The organism is Streptomyces olivochromogenes (assembly GCF_001514115.1).
Lineage (GTDB): Bacteria > Actinomycetota > Actinomycetes > Streptomycetales > Streptomycetaceae > Streptomyces > Streptomyces olivochromogenes.
The window spans coordinates 426,744-442,861 of record NZ_KQ948452.1; the positions used below are offsets into that span (position 1 = coordinate 426,744).

Annotated in this window: 13 protein-coding genes; 5 read left to right on the forward strand and 8 right to left on the reverse strand. The window is 70.2% G+C overall.

Annotated elements, in window-relative coordinates; all coding sequences use genetic code 11:
* Positions 1-76: 76 nt before the first annotated feature.
* The 4 genes from AQJ27_RS07855 to AQJ27_RS07870 form a co-directional block, all read right to left on the reverse strand.
* Positions 77-1,747 carry an alkaline phosphatase D family protein gene (locus tag AQJ27_RS07855; protein WP_067363775.1) on the reverse strand — a complete coding sequence of 557 codons (1,671 nt, stop codon included), beginning with the start codon at positions 1,745-1,747 and terminating at the stop codon, positions 77-79.
* Positions 1,748-1,839: 92 nt separating this feature from the next.
* Complete coding sequence (locus AQJ27_RS07860; protein ID WP_067364786.1) at positions 1,840-2,649, reverse strand: thioredoxin domain-containing protein; 810 nt, start codon at positions 2,647-2,649, stop codon at positions 1,840-1,842.
* A 94-nt stretch (positions 2,650-2,743) separates the two neighbouring features.
* A complete protein-coding gene (locus tag AQJ27_RS07865; RefSeq protein WP_067363778.1) occupies positions 2,744-3,430 on the reverse strand; it encodes a hypothetical protein in 687 nt (228 codons plus the stop codon).
* 92 nt (positions 3,431-3,522) lie between these two features.
* Positions 3,523-4,866 (reverse strand): DUF2252 domain-containing protein, encoded by a 1,344-nt coding sequence (locus AQJ27_RS07870; protein ID WP_067363781.1) that lies wholly within the window; start codon positions 4,864-4,866, stop codon positions 3,523-3,525.
* A 323-nt stretch (positions 4,867-5,189) separates the two neighbouring features.
* Here AQJ27_RS07870 and dnaE point away from each other — a divergent pair, with 323 nt between their 5' ends.
* Complete coding sequence (dnaE, locus tag AQJ27_RS07875) at positions 5,190-8,729, forward strand: DNA polymerase III subunit alpha (RefSeq protein ID WP_067364789.1); 3,540 nt, start codon at positions 5,190-5,192, stop codon at positions 8,727-8,729.
* Positions 8,730-8,832: 103 nt separating this feature from the next.
* Here dnaE and AQJ27_RS57285 read toward each other — a convergent pair whose 3' ends face one another.
* Positions 8,833-9,009 carry a hypothetical protein gene (locus AQJ27_RS57285; RefSeq protein ID WP_167552113.1) on the reverse strand — a complete coding sequence of 59 codons (177 nt, stop codon included), beginning with the start codon at positions 9,007-9,009 and terminating at the stop codon, positions 8,833-8,835.
* A 234-nt stretch (positions 9,010-9,243) separates the two neighbouring features.
* On the opposite strand from AQJ27_RS57285, the gene AQJ27_RS07880 reads away from it, so the two are divergent.
* The 4 genes from AQJ27_RS07880 to AQJ27_RS07895 all read left to right on the forward strand — a co-directional run bounded on the left by AQJ27_RS07880 (position 9,244) and on the right by AQJ27_RS07895 (position 13,318).
* A complete protein-coding gene (locus tag AQJ27_RS07880; RefSeq protein ID WP_067364792.1) occupies positions 9,244-10,461 on the forward strand; it encodes an NYN domain-containing protein in 1,218 nt (405 codons plus the stop codon).
* Between the two features lie 167 nt (positions 10,462-10,628).
* The gene (locus tag AQJ27_RS07885; protein WP_201264286.1) at positions 10,629-11,651 is read left to right on the forward strand and encodes an ABC transporter ATP-binding protein; all 1,023 of its coding nucleotides are present in this window, start codon (positions 10,629-10,631) and stop codon (positions 11,649-11,651) included.
* Positions 11,652-11,796: 145 nt separating this feature from the next.
* Positions 11,797-12,618: an ABC transporter permease gene (locus tag AQJ27_RS07890; RefSeq protein ID WP_067363785.1), complete on the forward strand. Its 822-nt coding sequence runs from the start codon at positions 11,797-11,799 to the stop codon at positions 12,616-12,618.
* Between the two features lie 34 nt (positions 12,619-12,652).
* Positions 12,653-13,318 carry an AAA family ATPase gene (locus AQJ27_RS07895; RefSeq protein WP_067363788.1) on the forward strand — a complete coding sequence of 222 codons (666 nt, stop codon included), beginning with the start codon at positions 12,653-12,655 and terminating at the stop codon, positions 13,316-13,318.
* A gap of 403 nt (positions 13,319-13,721) precedes the next feature.
* Here AQJ27_RS07895 and ybaK read toward each other — a convergent pair whose 3' ends face one another.
* The 3 genes from ybaK to AQJ27_RS07910 are packed head-to-tail and all read right to left on the reverse strand — an operon-like array spanning position 13,722 to position 16,022.
* Positions 13,722-14,225, reverse strand: a complete 504-nt coding sequence (gene ybaK / locus AQJ27_RS07900) for a Cys-tRNA(Pro) deacylase (protein WP_054231469.1) — start codon at positions 14,223-14,225, stop codon at positions 13,722-13,724.
* 13 nt (positions 14,226-14,238) lie between these two features.
* Entirely contained in the window at positions 14,239-14,979 is a 741-nt protein-coding gene (locus tag AQJ27_RS07905) for an LON peptidase substrate-binding domain-containing protein (RefSeq protein ID WP_067363791.1), read from the reverse strand.
* Positions 14,980-14,990: 11 nt separating this feature from the next.
* Positions 14,991-16,022, reverse strand: a complete 1,032-nt coding sequence (locus AQJ27_RS07910) for a hypothetical protein (RefSeq protein WP_425275195.1) — start codon at positions 16,020-16,022, stop codon at positions 14,991-14,993.
* Between the last annotated feature and the right edge of the window lie 96 nt (positions 16,023-16,118).

The window sequence follows — 16,118 nt, forward strand, 5'->3', positions numbered from 1 at the left end:
CTGACGGACCGTCGGTATGACGATCAGATAACGCGCCTGACGCTATCAAGATCTTCCGCACGCCCCGAATCGTTTTCTACACCGGGTCGTAGGTGCGCTCGACCTTCTGGGTGCCGGTGCGCGTGCGGTATGAACGAGCCCAGGACGAGGTCGCGTTGGCGTTCGTGCGGTCGGACAGGACGTAGTAGTCCATCTGCGCGCGGTCGGCGGTGATGTCCAGGACGCCGTATCCGTGGCGGTCGGTGTCGACCCAGTGGACGTGCCGGTTGGCGATCTGGATGAGCGGGGCGGCGATCGCGGAGACCGTGCCCTCGGGGACCTTCACGATGTCGTCGAGGTTGTCGGAGGTCACCGAGGTGATCACGAACTCGGTGGCGGCCGACGCGGACAGCGGGTACGTCCCGGCGTCCACCGGCACGTCGTTGGCCCAGGACATGTGGATGTCGCCGGTGAGGAACACCGTGTTGCCGATCGCGTTCGAGCGCAGATGGGCGAGGAGTTCACGGCGGTCGTCGGTGTAGCCGTCCCACTGGTCGGTGTTGACGCCGATGCCGTCCTGCGGCAGGTCCAGCAGCTTGGCGAGCGGCTTGAGCAGGTCGGCGGTGAGCGAGCCGATGACGAACGGCGCGATCATCACGGAGTTGCCGACCAGTCGCCAGGTGGTGTCGGACGCCTTCAGTCCGGCCTTCAGCCAGTCGAGTTGGGCCCGTCCCGTGATCGTACGGTCGGGGTCGTCGACCGTGCCGCTGGCCGTGGACGCCTGCTGGGAACGGAAGGACCGCAGGTCGAGCAGGGAGAGGTCGGCGAGCTTGCCGAAGCGCAGCCGGCGGTAGGTGGTGCCCTCGATCGCCGGGCGTACCGGCATCCACTCGAAGTAGGCCTGCTTCGCGGCGGCCTGACGGGCCGTCCAGGTGCCCTCGGCGCCCTCGGTGTGGTTGACCGCGCCACCGGACCAGGCGTTGTCGGCGAACTCGTGGTCGTCCCAGATCGCCACGACCGGCGCCTTGTGGTGCAGGGCCTGGAGGTCCGGGTCGGTCTTGTACTTGCCGTGCCGGGTGCGGTAGTCGGCGAGGGTGATGATCTCGTTCGCGGGGGAGTGCGGCCGGACGACCGTGCCGCGCGCCGCGTACTCGCCGGACTTGTACTCGTAGATGTAGTCACCGAGATGCAGCCAGGCGTCCAGGTCGTTCCGGGCCGCGAGATGGCGGTACGACGAGAAGTAGCCCGCCTCCCAGTTGGCACAGGTGACGACGCCGAAGCGCAGGCCCGCCACGGCGGCGTTGGCGGCCGGGGCGGTGCGGGTACGGGCGACGGGCGAGTCGGTGCCGCCCGCGGAGAAGCGGAACCAGTAGTCCGTGGCCGGTTCCAGGCCGCGGATGTCCGCCTTCACGGTGTGGTCGGAGGCGGCCGTCGCGGTGAGAGAGCCCTTGGAGACGATCGTGGTGAACGCCTTGTCCTTGGCGACGGTCCAGCTGACTTCGGTGTCGGGGCCGACGCCGGAGCCGGGTATCGCCGCGGAGGTGGGCGTCACCCGGGTCCACAGCAGGACGCCGTCCGGGAGCGGGTCGCCGGAGGCGACGCCGTGCAGGAAGGCGGGGGCGTCCGTGGCGGCGCGGGCCGGCAGGGCGGCGGCGAGCGGGCCGGCCAGGACAGCGGTCGCCGCCGCGGCCTTGACGACCGTACGGCGGCGCGGCGAGGGAGAGTTGAGGCCCTGGAACGCCTCGGATGATCTGTATCGACTGGTCACGACCGAACAGGTTACTGATCGGTACGCGCGAGAGCGGGCGAACCTCGAAAGTTCGCCCGCTCTTCACGCGGAGGCCGAATTCTCCGTCGGCGTCAGCCCTTGAGAGCCGCGTCCACCACCTTGTCGAAGTCGGCCACCGTCAGGAGCGGGGTGCCGTTGTTGAGCTGCTTGCCGTCCATGACGAAGCCCGGGGTGCCGGTCACGCCCTCCTTGTTGTCGTCGAAGGTCTTCGACATGGCCATCGCCCAGGCGTCGTAGGTGCCCTTCTTCACCGCGTTCTGGAACGCGGTGTTGCCCTTCAGCGCGGGAACGGTGTCGGCGACCTTGAGGAGGTAGGCGTCGTCCTTGAACTTGTCGGTCGTCTCGTCCGGGTGCCACTTCGTCGAGTACAGCGCGGTCTTGTACTCGAGGAACGCCTCGGAGCTGACGTTCAGCGCGGCGCCCAGGGCGCTCAGCGCGTTCTTGGAGCCCTGGCCGTTGTCCTTGTCGTCGATGAACGTGGCGCCGACGTACTGGAACTTGAACTTGCCGTCGTCGGTGTCCTTCTTCACGGTCGAGCCGACGGTCTGCTCGAACTGGGCGCAGACCGGGCAGCGCGGGTCCTCGTAGACCTTGAGGGTCTTCTTGGCGGTGCTCTTGCCGATGACGACAGTGGTGCCCTTGGTGCCGGTGGTGTTGGCCGGGGCGACGACCTTGGCGTCCTTCAGGCCCGCCCAGTAGCTCGGCTTGTTGTTCTGCACGACCGCGTAGCCGACGCCGCCGGCTATCGCGAGGACGGCGACGATGGAGCCGGCCACGATGGCCTGGCGCTTGACCTTGTCGCGCTTGGCCTGGCGCTCGCGCTCGAGGCGCAGCTTCTCCCGGGCCGCCGTCTTCGCCGCCTGGCTGTTTCGCTTGCTCATGTTGGTGATCTCCATGGGGGACGCGCACACGTCGTACGCGGAATACGTATGGGGGACTGCTGGTGCTCAAGGGCTGTCGCGCAGAAGCGAGGGCTCAGGCGAAAGCGGCCGAGAGCGGCGGTCCACGCCGTCCCAGGGAGTGCACGAACAGGCGGGTGCGGGCGCCCGCGCTCCGGCGCGCGGGGCGCGGCAGCCGGCGTACCGGGGCGAGCCGTACGGTCACCGCGGCGACCGCGATCAACAGGGGCCGGAAGGTGGCCGCGGCCACCGCGCGCAGCAGCTGGTCCAGGGCGCGGTCGCCGCGGCGCAGCCAGGCGGCCGCGAGCAGCCCGACGCTGACATGGGCGGCGAGCAGCAGCCAGGCGGCGGCCGGGTCGGTCTGTGCGAGCAGGGTGGCGGCATGGTCGCCGCTGCCGCCGGTCACGTGGGCCAGCGGGCTGCCCACACTGCCGCCGCCGCACAGCACGTCGAAGCCGACCGAGCGCAGCGGGCCCGCGACGGGGCCGCCCGCCCTGCCGTAACAGACGTGCTGGCCCGTGGTGAACACAGTGTCGGCGGTCAGCTCCAGCGGGATGAGCAGGGCGGCGATCCGGCCGAAGCCGCGCTCGCGGCCCGCCAGCGCGTACGCGATGACGAAGACGGCCGCGGCGATCGCCGCCATGGTGCCCAGCGGCAGCGGGACCCGGGACAGCAGTACGTGCGACGCGGTGGAGAGCGTCACGACGACAGCCGTGAACAGTGCCGCGCGCACGGCTCTGAGCTGGGTCCCGGATATGTCCATAGCGGAGCCGAGTGTCCCACGTGCTCCCGTAAGGGCCCCCTAAAGGGTTCCTATGTGTTACGGGAGCGTTGTGGGTCCGTCGTCCGGGGTGCCTACAGGCCCGGGATCCGGCCGTTGCGGAACAGGTCGACGAAGATCTGGTGGTCGGCACGCGCGCGTGCGCCGTAGCTGTGCGCGAAGTCCACCAGGAGGCCCGCGAAGCCCTCCTCGTCGGCGGCGATCGCCGCGTCGATGGCCCGCTCGGTGGAGAACGGGACCAGCTCCGAGTGGCCGCTCTCGTCGTCGGCCGCGGCGTGCATGGTGGCCGTGGCCCGGCCGAGGTCGGCGACGACCGAGGCGATCTCCTCCGGGTCGTCGATGTCGCCCCAGTCCAGGTCCACCGCGTACGGCGAGACCTCGGCGACGAGCTGGCCGGCGCCGTCCAGCTCGGTCCAGCCCAGCCACGGGTCGGCGTGCGCCTGCAGGGCGCGCTGGGAGATCACCGTGCGGTGGCCCTCGTGCTGGAAGTACTCGCGGATCGAGGAGTCCGTGATGTGCCGGGAGACGGCCGGGGTCTGGGCCTGCTTGATGTAGATCACGACATCGTTCTCCAGGGCGTCGCTGTTGCCCTCCAGAAGGATGTTGTACGAAGGCAGTCCGGCGGAGCCGATGCCGATGCCGCGGCGGCCGACGACGTCCTTCACCCGGTAGGAGTCCGGGCGGGCCAGGGAGGACTCGGGGAGCGTCTCCAGGTACCCGTCGAAGGCCGCGAGCACCTTGTAGCGGGTGGCAGCGTCGAGCTCGATGGAGCCGCCGCCGGGCGCGAAGCGGCGCTCGAAGTCGCGGATCTCGGTCATCGAGTCGAGCAGCCCGAAGCGGGTCAGCGAGCGGGCGTCACGCAGCGCGTCCAGGAGCGGGCCCTCGGCCGTGTCCAGGGTGAAGGGCGGCACCTCGTCGCTCTTGGCGCCGGTGGCCAGGGCGTGGATGCGCTCGCGGTAGGCGGCCGCGTACACCTTGACCAGCTCGGTGATCTGGTCGTCACTGAGCGCCTTCGCGTACCCGATGAGGGCCACGGAGGCGGCGAATCGCTTGAGGTCCCAGGTGAAGGGGCCGACGTACGCCTCGTCGAAGTCGTTCACGTTGAAGATCAGGCGGCCGTTGGCGTCCATGTAGGTGCCGAAATTCTCGGCGTGCAGGTCGCCGTGGATCCACACGCGGGAGGTGCGCTCGTCCAGGTACGGTCCGCCGCGCCTCGGCCCGAAACCGATCTCCGCGGTGAGGTCGTGGTAGAAGAGGCCCGCCGTGCCCCGGTAGAACGCGAAGGCGGAGGCCGCCATCTTGCGGAACTTGACGCGGAACGCGGCCGGGTCGGCGGCCAGGAGCTCGCCGAAGGCGGTGTCGAAGACGGCGAGGATCTGCTCGCCGCGTTGCTCGGCGCTGAGCTGCGGGACCGACATCGCTGGGTGCCTCCTGGTGCAGGTGGTGCTTGACATGGGGAAGGACGTGTCCGTCCGCCGGGACGGATGCTTCCGTCCTCTCCCAACGGACGAAGGTACGCGGGAGTGCCCGCGCACCGGGGACGAACGGTACGCGCGCGTGCCCCGCGCCCCGGATGAAGGTACGGGTGATCGGCCCGCCCGTCACCCGACCACCGCCCCTCATTGAGGCGCTTCGCGCCCAGTGTTCGTCTCCAGTGTCAGTGGCGCGTCATAGACTTCGACGCTGTCCCCCCAGACTGTCCGCAGCCTGTCGACGATTGTTCTTCTTGGAGGCCGAAGCCGTGTCAAAGCCGCCGTTCACGCACCTGCACGTCCACACCCAGTACTCGCTGCTGGACGGTGCCGCGCGGCTCAAGGACATGTTCAACGCCTGCAATGAGATGGGCATGACGCACATCGCCATGAGTGACCATGGCAACCTTCACGGGGCCTACGACTTCTTCCACACGGCGAAGAAGGCGGGCGTCACACCGATCATCGGCATCGAGGCGTACGTCGCCCCGGAGTCCCGGCGCAACAAGCGCAAGATCCAGTGGGGCCAGCCGCACCAGAAGCGCGACGACGTGTCCGGTTCGGGTGGTTACACGCACAAGACGATCTGGGCGGCGAACCGGACCGGCCTGCACAACCTCTTCAAGCTCTCCTCGGACGCGTACGCCGAGGGCTGGCTCCAGAAGTGGCCCCGGATGGACAAGGAGACCATCTCCCAGTGGTCCGAGGGGCTCATCGCCTCCACCGGCTGCCCCTCGGGCGAGCTGCAGACCCGGCTGCGCCTCGGCCAGGAGGAAGAGGCCTTGAAGGCGGCCGCCGAGTACCAGGACATCTTCGGCAAGGACCGCTACTTCCTGGAGCTGATGGATCACGGCATCGAGATCGAGCGCCGGGTCCGTGACGGACTCCTGGAGATCGGCAAGAAGCTCGGCATCCCGCCCCTGGTGACGAACGACTCGCACTACACGTACGCGCACGAGGCGACCGCCCACGACGCCCTGCTGTGCATCCAGACCGGCAAGAACCTTTCCGACCCGGACCGCTTCCGGTTCGACGGCACCGGCTACTACCTGAAGTCGACGGACGAGATGTACGCCGTGGACTCCTCGGACGCCTGGCAGGAGGGCTGCCGCAACACCCTCCTGGTCGCCGAGCAGATCGACACGACCGGCATGTTCGAGGCGAAGAACCTCATGCCGAAATTCGACATCCCCGAGGGGTTCACCGAGGTCACCTGGTTCAAGGAGGAGGTGCGCCTCGGCATGGAGCGCCGCTTCCCGGGCGGCGTCCCCGAGGACCGCCAGAAGCAGGTCGAGTACGAGATGGACGTCATCATCCAGATGGGGTTCCCGGGGTACTTCCTCGTCGTCGCGGACTTCATCATGTGGGCCAAGAAGCAGGGCATCGCCGTGGGCCCGGGCCGTGGCTCGGCGGCCGGTTCGATCGTCGCGTACGCCATGGGCATCACCGACCTCGACCCGATCCCGCACGGTCTGATCTTCGAGCGGTTCCTGAACCCCGAGCGCGTCTCCATGCCCGACGTCGACATCGACTTCGACGAGCGCAGGCGCGTCGAAGTGATCAGGTACGTGACCGAGAAGTACGGCGCCGACAAGGTCGCCATGATCGGCACCTACGGAAAGATCAAGGCGAAGAACGCCATCAAGGACTCCGCGCGTGTCCTGGGCTACCCGTACGCCATGGGCGACCGTCTCACCAAGGCGATGCCCGCCGACGTCCTCGGCAAGGGCATCGACCTCAGCGGCATCACCGACTCCTCGCACCCGCGCTACAGCGAGGCCGGCGAGATCCGCGCGATGTACGAGAACGAGCCGGATGTGAAGAAGGTCATCGACACCGCCAAGGGCGTCGAGGGCCTGGTCCGGCAGATGGGCGTGCACGCCGCCGGCGTCATCATGTCCAGCGAGCCCATCGTCGACCACGCCCCGGTCTGGGTACGGCACACCGACGGCGTGACCATCACGCAGTGGGACTACCCGCAGTGCGAGTCGCTCGGCCTGCTGAAGATGGACTTCCTCGGCCTGCGCAACCTGACGATCATGGACGACGCCGTCAAGATGGTGAAGTCCAACAAGGGCGTCGACCTCGACCTGCTGGCCCTCCCGCTCGACGACCCGACGACCTTCGAACTGCTCCAGCGCGGCGAGACTCTCGGTGTCTTCCAGTTCGACGGCGGCCCCATGCGCTCGCTGCTGCGCCTGATGAAGCCCGACAACTTCGAAGACATCTCCGCCGTCTCGGCGCTCTACCGTCCCGGCCCGATGGGCATGGACTCGCACACGAACTACGCGCTCCGCAAGAACAAGCTCCAGGAGATCACGCCGATCCACAAGGAGCTGGAGGAGCCCCTCCAGGAGGTCCTGGCGGTCACCTACGGCCTGATCGTGTACCAGGAGCAGGTGCAGAAGGCCGCCCAGATCATCGCCGGGTACTCGCTCGGCGAGGCCGACATCCTGCGCCGCGTGATGGGCAAGAAGAAGCCCGACGAGCTGGCGAAGAACTTCGTCCTCTTCCAGAAGGGCGCCCGGGACAAGGGCTACAGCGACGAGGCGATCCAGGCCTTGTGGGACGTGCTGGTGCCCTTCGCCGGCTACGCCTTCAATAAGGCGCACTCGGCCGCGTACGGCCTGGTCTCCTACTGGACCGCCTACCTGAAGGCGAACTACCCCGCCGAGTACATGGCGGGTCTGCTCACCTCGGTCAAGGACGACAAGGACAAGTCCGCGATCTATCTGAACGAGTGCCGGCGCATGGGCATCAAGGTGCTGCCGCCCAACGTCAACGAGTCCGAGCAGAACTTCGCCGCCCAGGGCGACGACGTGATCCTCTTCGGCCTCTCCGCCGTCCGCAACGTCGGCACGAACGTCGTCGAGTCGATCATCAAGAGCCGCAAGGCCAAGGGGAAGTACGCCTCCTTCCCGGACTACCTCGACAAGGTCGAGGCCGTCGCCTGCAACAAGCGCACCACGGAATCGCTGATCAAGGCGGGCGCGTTCGACACCATGGGGCACACCCGCAAGGGCCTCACCGCGCAGTTCGAGCCGATGATCGACAACGTGGTGCAGGTCAAGCGCAAGGAGGCCGAGGGCCAGTTCGACCTCTTCGGCGGCATGGGCGACGAGGACACCAGCGAGCCCGGCTTCGGACTCGACGTGGAGTTCACCACCGACGAGTGGGACAAGGCCTATCTGCTCGCCCAGGAGCGGGAGATGCTCGGTCTGTACGTCTCCGACCACCCGCTCTTCGGCCTGGAGCACGTGCTGTCCGACAAGGCCGACGCGGGCATCTCCCAGCTCACCGGAGGTGAGCACGCGGACGGCGCGGTCGTCACCATCGGCGGCATCATCTCGGGCCTCCAGCGCAAGATGACCAAGCAGGGCAACGCCTGGGCGATCGCCACGGTGGAGGACCTGGCCGGTTCCATCGAGTGCATGTTCTTCCCGGCGACCTACCAGCTGGTGTCGACCCAACTCGTCGAGGACGCGGTCGTCTTCGTCAAGGGCCGCCTCGACAAGCGCGAGGACGTGCCGCGGCTGGTCGCGATGGAGCTTCAGGTCCCCGACCTGTCGAACGCGGGCACCAACGCACCCGTGATCCTCACGATCCCGGCACTGAAGGTCACCCCGCCGATGGTGAGCCGCCTCGGCGAGATCCTCAGCCACCACAAGGGCGAGAGCGAGGTGCGCATCAGGCTCCAGGGCCCGCGCAAGACCACCGTGCTGCGGCTCGACCGGCACCGGGTGAAGCCGGACCCGGCGCTGTTCGGTGACTTGAAGGTGCTGCTGGGCCCGTCCTGCCTCGCGGGCTGACGGGACCAGCCGACAGGATCAGATGATGTACGCGAGGGGCGCATCCGTTTCAGGATGCGCCCCTCGGTGTGTGCCTGGGCTTCAACAGCCCCTACGCGTGGCCTCAGTTGTGGCCGAAGCGCTTCTGGTGCTTGCGGGCGACGTCCGCGGGGCTGCCCTGGGCCTGCGACATCGGCGTGTGAGCCTCCGTCGAGGACCGCTGCGCCTGCTCCTGCGCACGCTCGGCCTGCGAGGAGCGGTCCTGCTGGCCGCCCTGCTTGCGGTTCTTGTTCTTGGCCATGGTGATTGCCTCCTGTGGGGCCCTAGGGGTCAGGGCCGGATCCAGATTCACATTCACATAGCCTGACAAGCAGTGCATTTCGGAGAATTACCGTGCGTAATAAGCCCTGTCGGAGCGTTATCCCCCGATTCGCCACGCCGAAGATCGAGTTCGGGCCGTTAACCTCCGCGCCGTCGGGCAGACTCGAAGGAAGCCCGAAGCAAACCTCCCGGAACCGGAAAGAGGGTGGACCGCGTGGACCGCTGCATCGTCCTGGTGGACGCCGGGTATCTGCTCGGGGCTGCTGCCAGTCTCCTCGCCGGGGAGCCTTCGCGATCCCGGATCACCGTCGACCACGCCGCCCTCATCCAGGGCCTGCGCGAGCGCGCCGAGTCCGACACGGAGCGGCCCCTGCTGCGCATCTACTGGTTCGACGGCGCACCCGACCGCGTTCCGCAACCGGAGCACCGCCGGCTGCGCGTGATGCCACGGGTCACGGTGCGCCTCGGCGCGCTGACCCGCAGCGACGGGCGGTGGGCGCAGAAGGGCGTCGACGCCGCCATGCACGCCGAGCTGACCGAGCTGGCCCGCAACCGTGCCTGCTCCGACGTGGTCCTCGTGACCGGCGACGGGGACCTGCTGCCGGGCATGATGGCCGCCAAGGAGCACGGCGTCGCCGTACACCTGTGGGCCGTGCAGGCCGCGGACGGCGACTACAACCAGTCCGAGGACCTGGTCGCCGAGGCCGACGAGCGCCGGGTGCTGGACCGGGCGTGGATCACCAAGGCCGTACGGGCCAAGGACCTCGGCGGGATCTGTGCGCCGCAGCCCGTGCCGCGCCCCGAGATCGCCGCGATCCTCTCCGCGCCGCTGCCCGACTCCTCGCTCGCCGGTGCGGCCGAGCGGCCCTCCGAGACCGCGGAGCACAGCCCCGCCGCCGAGTCGCAGAACGGGGCCGAGGAGCGGGTTCCCGCACCCAAGGGCGTGCCCACGCCGAAGGACCTCGCCGCACTGCGCGCACCGGGCGTCCAGGCCCCCCAGCACCCCGCGAGCGCGACGCTGCGGTGGTCGTCCGACAAGGGGTGGATCGAACGCCCCGGGGGCGCCACGGAGTCCACGGAGGCCGCCGCGCTGCCCACGCTCGCCCAGCTCACCTCCGCCGAGCAGCGCTGGGCCGACCGCGAGGAGGACATCACCACGGTCGGCGGCGACCCGTACGAGGTGGGGCAGGTCTTCGCACGCCGCTGGATGGAGCGGCTCACCGACCCGAGCCATCTGCAGAAGCTGTCCACGATGTACCCGCGGGTACCGCACCGCGTGGACGGCGAGCTGCTGCGTTACGCGGCGCGCTTCGGGCTGCTCGCCCACAAGGACGACCAGATCGACGAGCACGACCGGTATGCGATCAGGGCGGGGTTCTGGCGGGAGATCGATGTGCGTACGGCGGCGGAGCACGCCCCTGCCGGGGAGTGAACCGGGGGAGCCCTCGAACCCCGGGTGTGTCTCCTGGGAGCGGGTGGGTGGGGGCGCTTCTCCGGCGCGCCAGACCCTTGAGACCCGGTCCAGGATGACTCGTGGACCGGCCGAGGCGAGGGCCCCGGGCGCATAACGGGGCATCGGACCCCGTAGGCTCGTCCTTCGTGAGTACGCGCACGGCACAGGCAGTCCGGAACGGGCACAGGGGCGATGTCGTGTGCTCGGTGCGCGCGCTGACCAAGACCTACCCGGCCGTCCGCGGACGCCGGGGCACTCCCGGTACGCCCGAGGTGCGGGCCACCGACGGGGTACGGCTGGACATCCGGCGCGGCGAGATCTTCGGCCTGCTCGGGCCGAACGGCGCCGGGAAGTCGACCCTCGTACGCCAGCTGACCGGGCTCATGCGCCCCGACAGCGGCAGTGTCGAGATCCTCGGGCACGACATCGTGCGTCACCCCGAGCGGGCGGCGCGCATCCTCGCCTACCTCGGACAGGAGTCCACCGCCCTCGACGAGCTGACCGTGTCGCTGGCCGCGGAGACGACCGGGCGGCTGCGCGGGCTCGAACTGCGCGAGGCGCGGGCCGAGCGGGACGCCGTGCTCGACGAGCTGGGCCTCACCCCGATCGCCTCCCGCCCCCTGAAGAAGCTGTCCGGCGGACAGCGGCGGCTGGCCTGCTTCGCCGCCGCGCTGGTCGGGCGGCGGCCGCTGCTCGTCCTCGACGAGCCGACCACCGGCATGGACCCCGTGGCCCGGCGGGCCGTGTGGTCCGCCGTCGACCGGCGCAGGGCCGAGCACGGCGCCACCGTGCTGCTGGTCACCCACAACGTCATCGAGGCCGAGACCGTGCTCGACCGGGTCGCCGTTCTCGACCGGGGCCGCGTCATCGCCTGCGACACGCCGGCCGGGCTGAAGGAGCGGGTCGCGGGCGAGGTGCGGGTCGAACTCGTCTGGCGCGAGAGCGCCCCGCTGGACGTGCCCGAGGTCGCCGCGCTGCGCGCCCGGGCCGTCGAGTCGGGCCGCCGCTGGACCCTGCGGCTCGCCCCGGAGGAGGCCCGCGCGGCCGTCGCCACGGTCACCGGAGGCGCCGCGTTCGCGGCGCTCGACGACTTCACGCTGGCCACGCCGAGCCTGGAGGACGTGTACCTCGCGCTCGGCGGCAACGCGCAGGGGTTGGTGAAGGCGTGAGCGCGCGGGGTCCGGAATCCGTAGGGGAGTCTGTACGGACGCGGAGGGGCGTCGTGGGTGTGGGAAGCGGCGTGGGAAGCGGCGTGGCAATGTGCGTCGGAAACAGGGACAGGACGGCTGCCGGAGTGAAGAGGAGCAGCTCGACGTGAGTGTCGTACCCGCTGAGGTGCTGCCGGGCAGTGCGCTGTCCGTGGCCGAGGACGCCGTTGACGCCGCCGAACTCGGGCCGCGGGCGCGGCTGTGGCCCTCCCTCGCCGCCATGTACCGGGCCCAGCTCTCCCGCGCTCGCGTGGCGCGGATTCCGCTGCTGTTCGTGGCCACGGTCCAGTCCGTCGGCATCATGGTCATGATGCGTGGCGTGGTGGACGGCGGGGGCGAGGCCCGGTCCATCGTGGCCGGGGCGTCGGTCCTGGTCGTCGCCTTCGTCGGGCTCAACCTGCTGGCGCAGTACTTCGGCCAGCTGCGGGCCGGCGGCGGGCTCGACCACTACGCGACCCTGCCGGTGCCGCCGGCGGCCGTGGTGCTCGGTGCCGCGGGCGCGTACGCGTCCTTCACCGTGCCCGGGACCGTGGTCACCGCCGTCGTCGGCTGTGTGCTCTTCGGGCTGCCGATGGCGCATCTGTGGGTGCTCGTCGCGGTGATCCCGCTCGCGGGCGCCGCGCTCGCCGGGCTCGGGGCGGCGCTCGGACTGCTTGCGCCTCGGCCCGAACTCGCCACGCTGCTCGGGCAGTTGGGGATGTCGGCGGCGCTGTTGCTCGGGGTGCTGCCGGCGGACCGGCTGCCTACGGTGGTGCAGTACGGCCGTGATCTGCTGCCCTCCACCTACGGCGTCGAGGCCTTCGCGCGGAGCTTCGGGGCGCACCCCGACTGGGCCTTCGTCGTCGGTGACCTCGCCGTCTGCGCGGGCGTGGGGGTGGCCTCGCTGGCGGTGGCGACCTGGGCGTACCGCCGGGCGGCCGTCCGGTGACGCGGCCGACAGCCGGGCCTGGCACGATGTCAGTGTGACCGCACCGCTGACTCCGCCTCCGCCGCCGCATCAACCGCCCTCCGACGACGCCCATCCCTGGCAGGCTCCGCCCGCCGGCGGCGTCGCGGGGACCGTCGGGTACGAGCAGGACGGGCCCGGGATGAAGACCGAAGTGCTGGAGGCCGTCGTCGTCACGGTGGCGGTGGCGCTCGCGGGTGTGCTGCTCGGTGTGCTGTGGTGGTGGCTGGCGCCGCATGTGCCGCTGATCGCGGACGACAGCGCGGTGTATCTGAAGGACACCGAGGGTGAGCAGGCCATCGGGGTCGACGGGACGTTCACGCTGCTCGCGTTGGCGTTCGGTGCGGTCAGTGCGGTGGTGGTGTTTCTGGTGCGGCGGCGTGGGGGTGTGCCGCTCGTTGTCGCGCTGGCGGTGGGGGGTGTGCTCGGGTCGCTGCTCGCCTGGCGGATCGGGATCTGGCTCGGGCCGACGCAGAACGTGGTCGCCCATGCCAAGGCTGTGGGCAAGGGGGTGACGTTCTCCGCGCCGTTGAAGCTCGGGGCGAAGGGGGCGTTGCTGGCGTGGTCCCTGGCGGGGCTGGTGGTTCATCTCGGCCTGACCGCGTTGTTCGGTCCCCGGGACCCGGATCCCTACGCGAGCCCGTACGGGGCTCCGACCTCACCGCAGCCTCCGACGGTCTGAACCGGGGGCACGAGCCCTGAACCGGGGGCGCGAGCCGCTTTTCCTCGCCCCCGCCGCCCCTACCCGTCCCACCCCCAAGGGCTCCGCCCCTTCAACCCCGCCAGGGGCGCTGCGCCCCCTGGACCCCCGCACGGCCTGAACGGCCTCGTCCTCAGACGCCGGACGGGCTGAAGACGCCGGGCGGGCCGGAGATGCGGGGCGAAGCCCCGCCCTGGGGGCGCGGGGAACTGCGTGCTCAGCCACCGTCGGCCGTCAGCCGAGCGGCTTCAGGGGGACGGGCGCGTGGGTCATGGAGGGCGGTGGCCGTGGTTCGAGCGGCCCTTCTTCGTGCGCCACTTGCGTTTGCGGGTTCGTTTCGACATGCCTCTTGTGCTTAACGCACGACGACGCATCCGTCGAGGGGTCACGCACGGGCGACCGGCGCGGACACCGCTTCCGTGAGGTGCGCCAGGTCGTCGGGTGCGAGCTCCACCTCAAGGCCCCGGCGGCCGGCCGAGACGCAGATCGTGGCGTGGTGGTGGGCCGAGGCGTCCAGGACCGTACGGAGTCTCTTGCGCTGGCCCAGGGGGGAGATGCCGCCACGGACATAGCCCGTGGTGCGCTCGGCGGCCGCCGGGTCGGCCATGGCGGCGCGCTTGCCGCCCACCGCCGTGGCCAGGGCCTTCAGGTCCAGGGAGCCCGCGACGGGGACCACGGCGACCACGAGGGAGCCGTCCACGTCCGCGACCAGGGTCTTGAAGACACGGTCGGGAGAGACGCCCATCGCCTCGGCGGCCTCCTCACCGTACGAGGGGTGCGCGGGGTCGTGCTCGTAGGCGTGGACCGTGTACGCGACGCCCGCCGCCGTCAGGGCCACCGTCGCCGGCGTGCCCCCGGACTGCTGCTGCTTCTTCGACTTCTTCGCCAAGGTGCCGAGGCCTTCAGTTGAGACTTGTCGGGTTGCGCGTCAGTTCCGCCGCGGGCAACGACGGCAGATTACGGATGATGGCGGTCTCGGCGCGCAGGAGTTTCAGCTCTTCGTGCAGGCGGGTGGCCGTGTCGGGGGCCTGGAGCAGCTTCTGCTTGGCCGGGATGTCGAGCATCACGGCGGCCGCCACCAGGTAGGAGACCACCGCCGGGTCGTCCGGCAGGTCCGCGCCGGTGGACAGTGAGCGTTCGCGGGCGCCCGCCAGCCGCTTCTGGTACTGGCGGAAGGCCCGCAGGACGCCCTCGGCGAGCGCGCCCGCCTCCTCGCCGGGTTCCTCCGGAAGTTCCTCCAGTTCGGCCGTCAGGAACGGGCCGGAGGCGTCCACCGACAGGAGCCGTACCCGTGTGGTGCCGGTGGCCAGTACCTCGAAACTGCCGTCGGCGCGCTCCCGGATGGTGGCCGCGTCCGCGACGCAGCCCACCTCGTGGAAGGCCTTGAGCGGGTCGTCGCCGAACCCGGCCGTGGGACCGCGCTGCGGCAGCGCCGTCTGGTCCGGCATGCCGGGTGCGGTGTGCGCGACCTCGTGGCCGTCGCGGATGGCGACGACGGCGAACCGGCGCGGTTCGTCCTCGGGGGTCTTCAGCAGTTCGCGCATCATGGCGCGATAGCGCTCCTCGAAAATGTTGAGGGGAAGCACGAGACCCGGGAACAGTACCGAGTTCAGGGGGAAGAGCGGGAGCCGGACGGTGGTCACGACGCGAAAGCCTAATGGTCGCCGGAGCGAGCGCGTCCGCCGTGCTCACTCCGTGGATGGAGGGGGATGTCCGAGGCGACCTCCAGGCGGACTCCGTCGCGCAGTTCCAGGAACTGGCCCAGCGGGTCGTCGGAGACCCGGTCCCAGGGGAACGAGGTCGCGTACGGGCCGATCAGACGGAGCTGGTCCAGGGCGTCCTGCCAGCGCTCCAGCCTGATCAGGACGTAGGTGAGGAGGTTGCGCACCTCGGCGGGCCACGGGTCGGCGGGCGCGTATGCCGCCGAGACCGCGATCGCGAGGTCGGCCGCCTCGTCGAGCCGCTCACGCGGGATGACGGCCCGGCCGCCCTCGGTCAGATAGGCGAAGGCCGCGCGCACCGGAAGCGCCTGTACGAGTGAGCCGGGCAGCGCGTCCTGCGCGGCCCGCTCGGCGAAGTCGAAGCACTCGCGGTGCGAGCCGTACCAGGCGGCCGACAGGTACTTCAGGGCGGCCACGTGGCAGCCGTAGTGGTGCGGGGAGCGGCGTACGGCCTCGGCCCACAGCTTCTCGAACTCGGTGTGCCCGGCGTTGGTGCCACGGGCGTGGTCGAGCGCGATCCGCCAGGGCACCGGGTCGCGCGGGTCGCCTTCGGCGGCGGCGGCGATCAGCGGGCCGACCTCGCGCAGCAGCTCGGCGCGGGCGGGCGACTCCCACCAGCGGCGCACCGCGAGCTCGGCCTTGACCAGGAGCGCGTCCGGGTCGTGCGGGGACTCGCTCTGCCAGGTCTGGAGCCACTCGTCGCGGGTGCGCGCGAAAGCGGCGAGACGCCTGGCGTACCGGTCGCGGTTCTCCCACTCGGCGGCCTCGCGGGTGGCGGCGAGCAGTTTGGCCGCGATGTCGTACTCGCCGCGGGCCGCCGCGACGAGGGCCGGGGCGAGCCGTTCGTCCGGGGCGTCCAGCAGTACCTCGTCGTCGGCGGGCAGTCCGGCGGCGAGGCGCGAAGTGTTCTTGACCATCCGGGCCGTACGGATGAACGCGCGCAGCAGTGCCATGGTGTCGACCATTGAAAGCCGCAGGTCGGAGCTGTACCAGAGGGTGCGCGGTGACACTTTCGTAACCCTCGTTTGGTTGTATGTCAGATGGTCAAGGGTGAGTAAAAA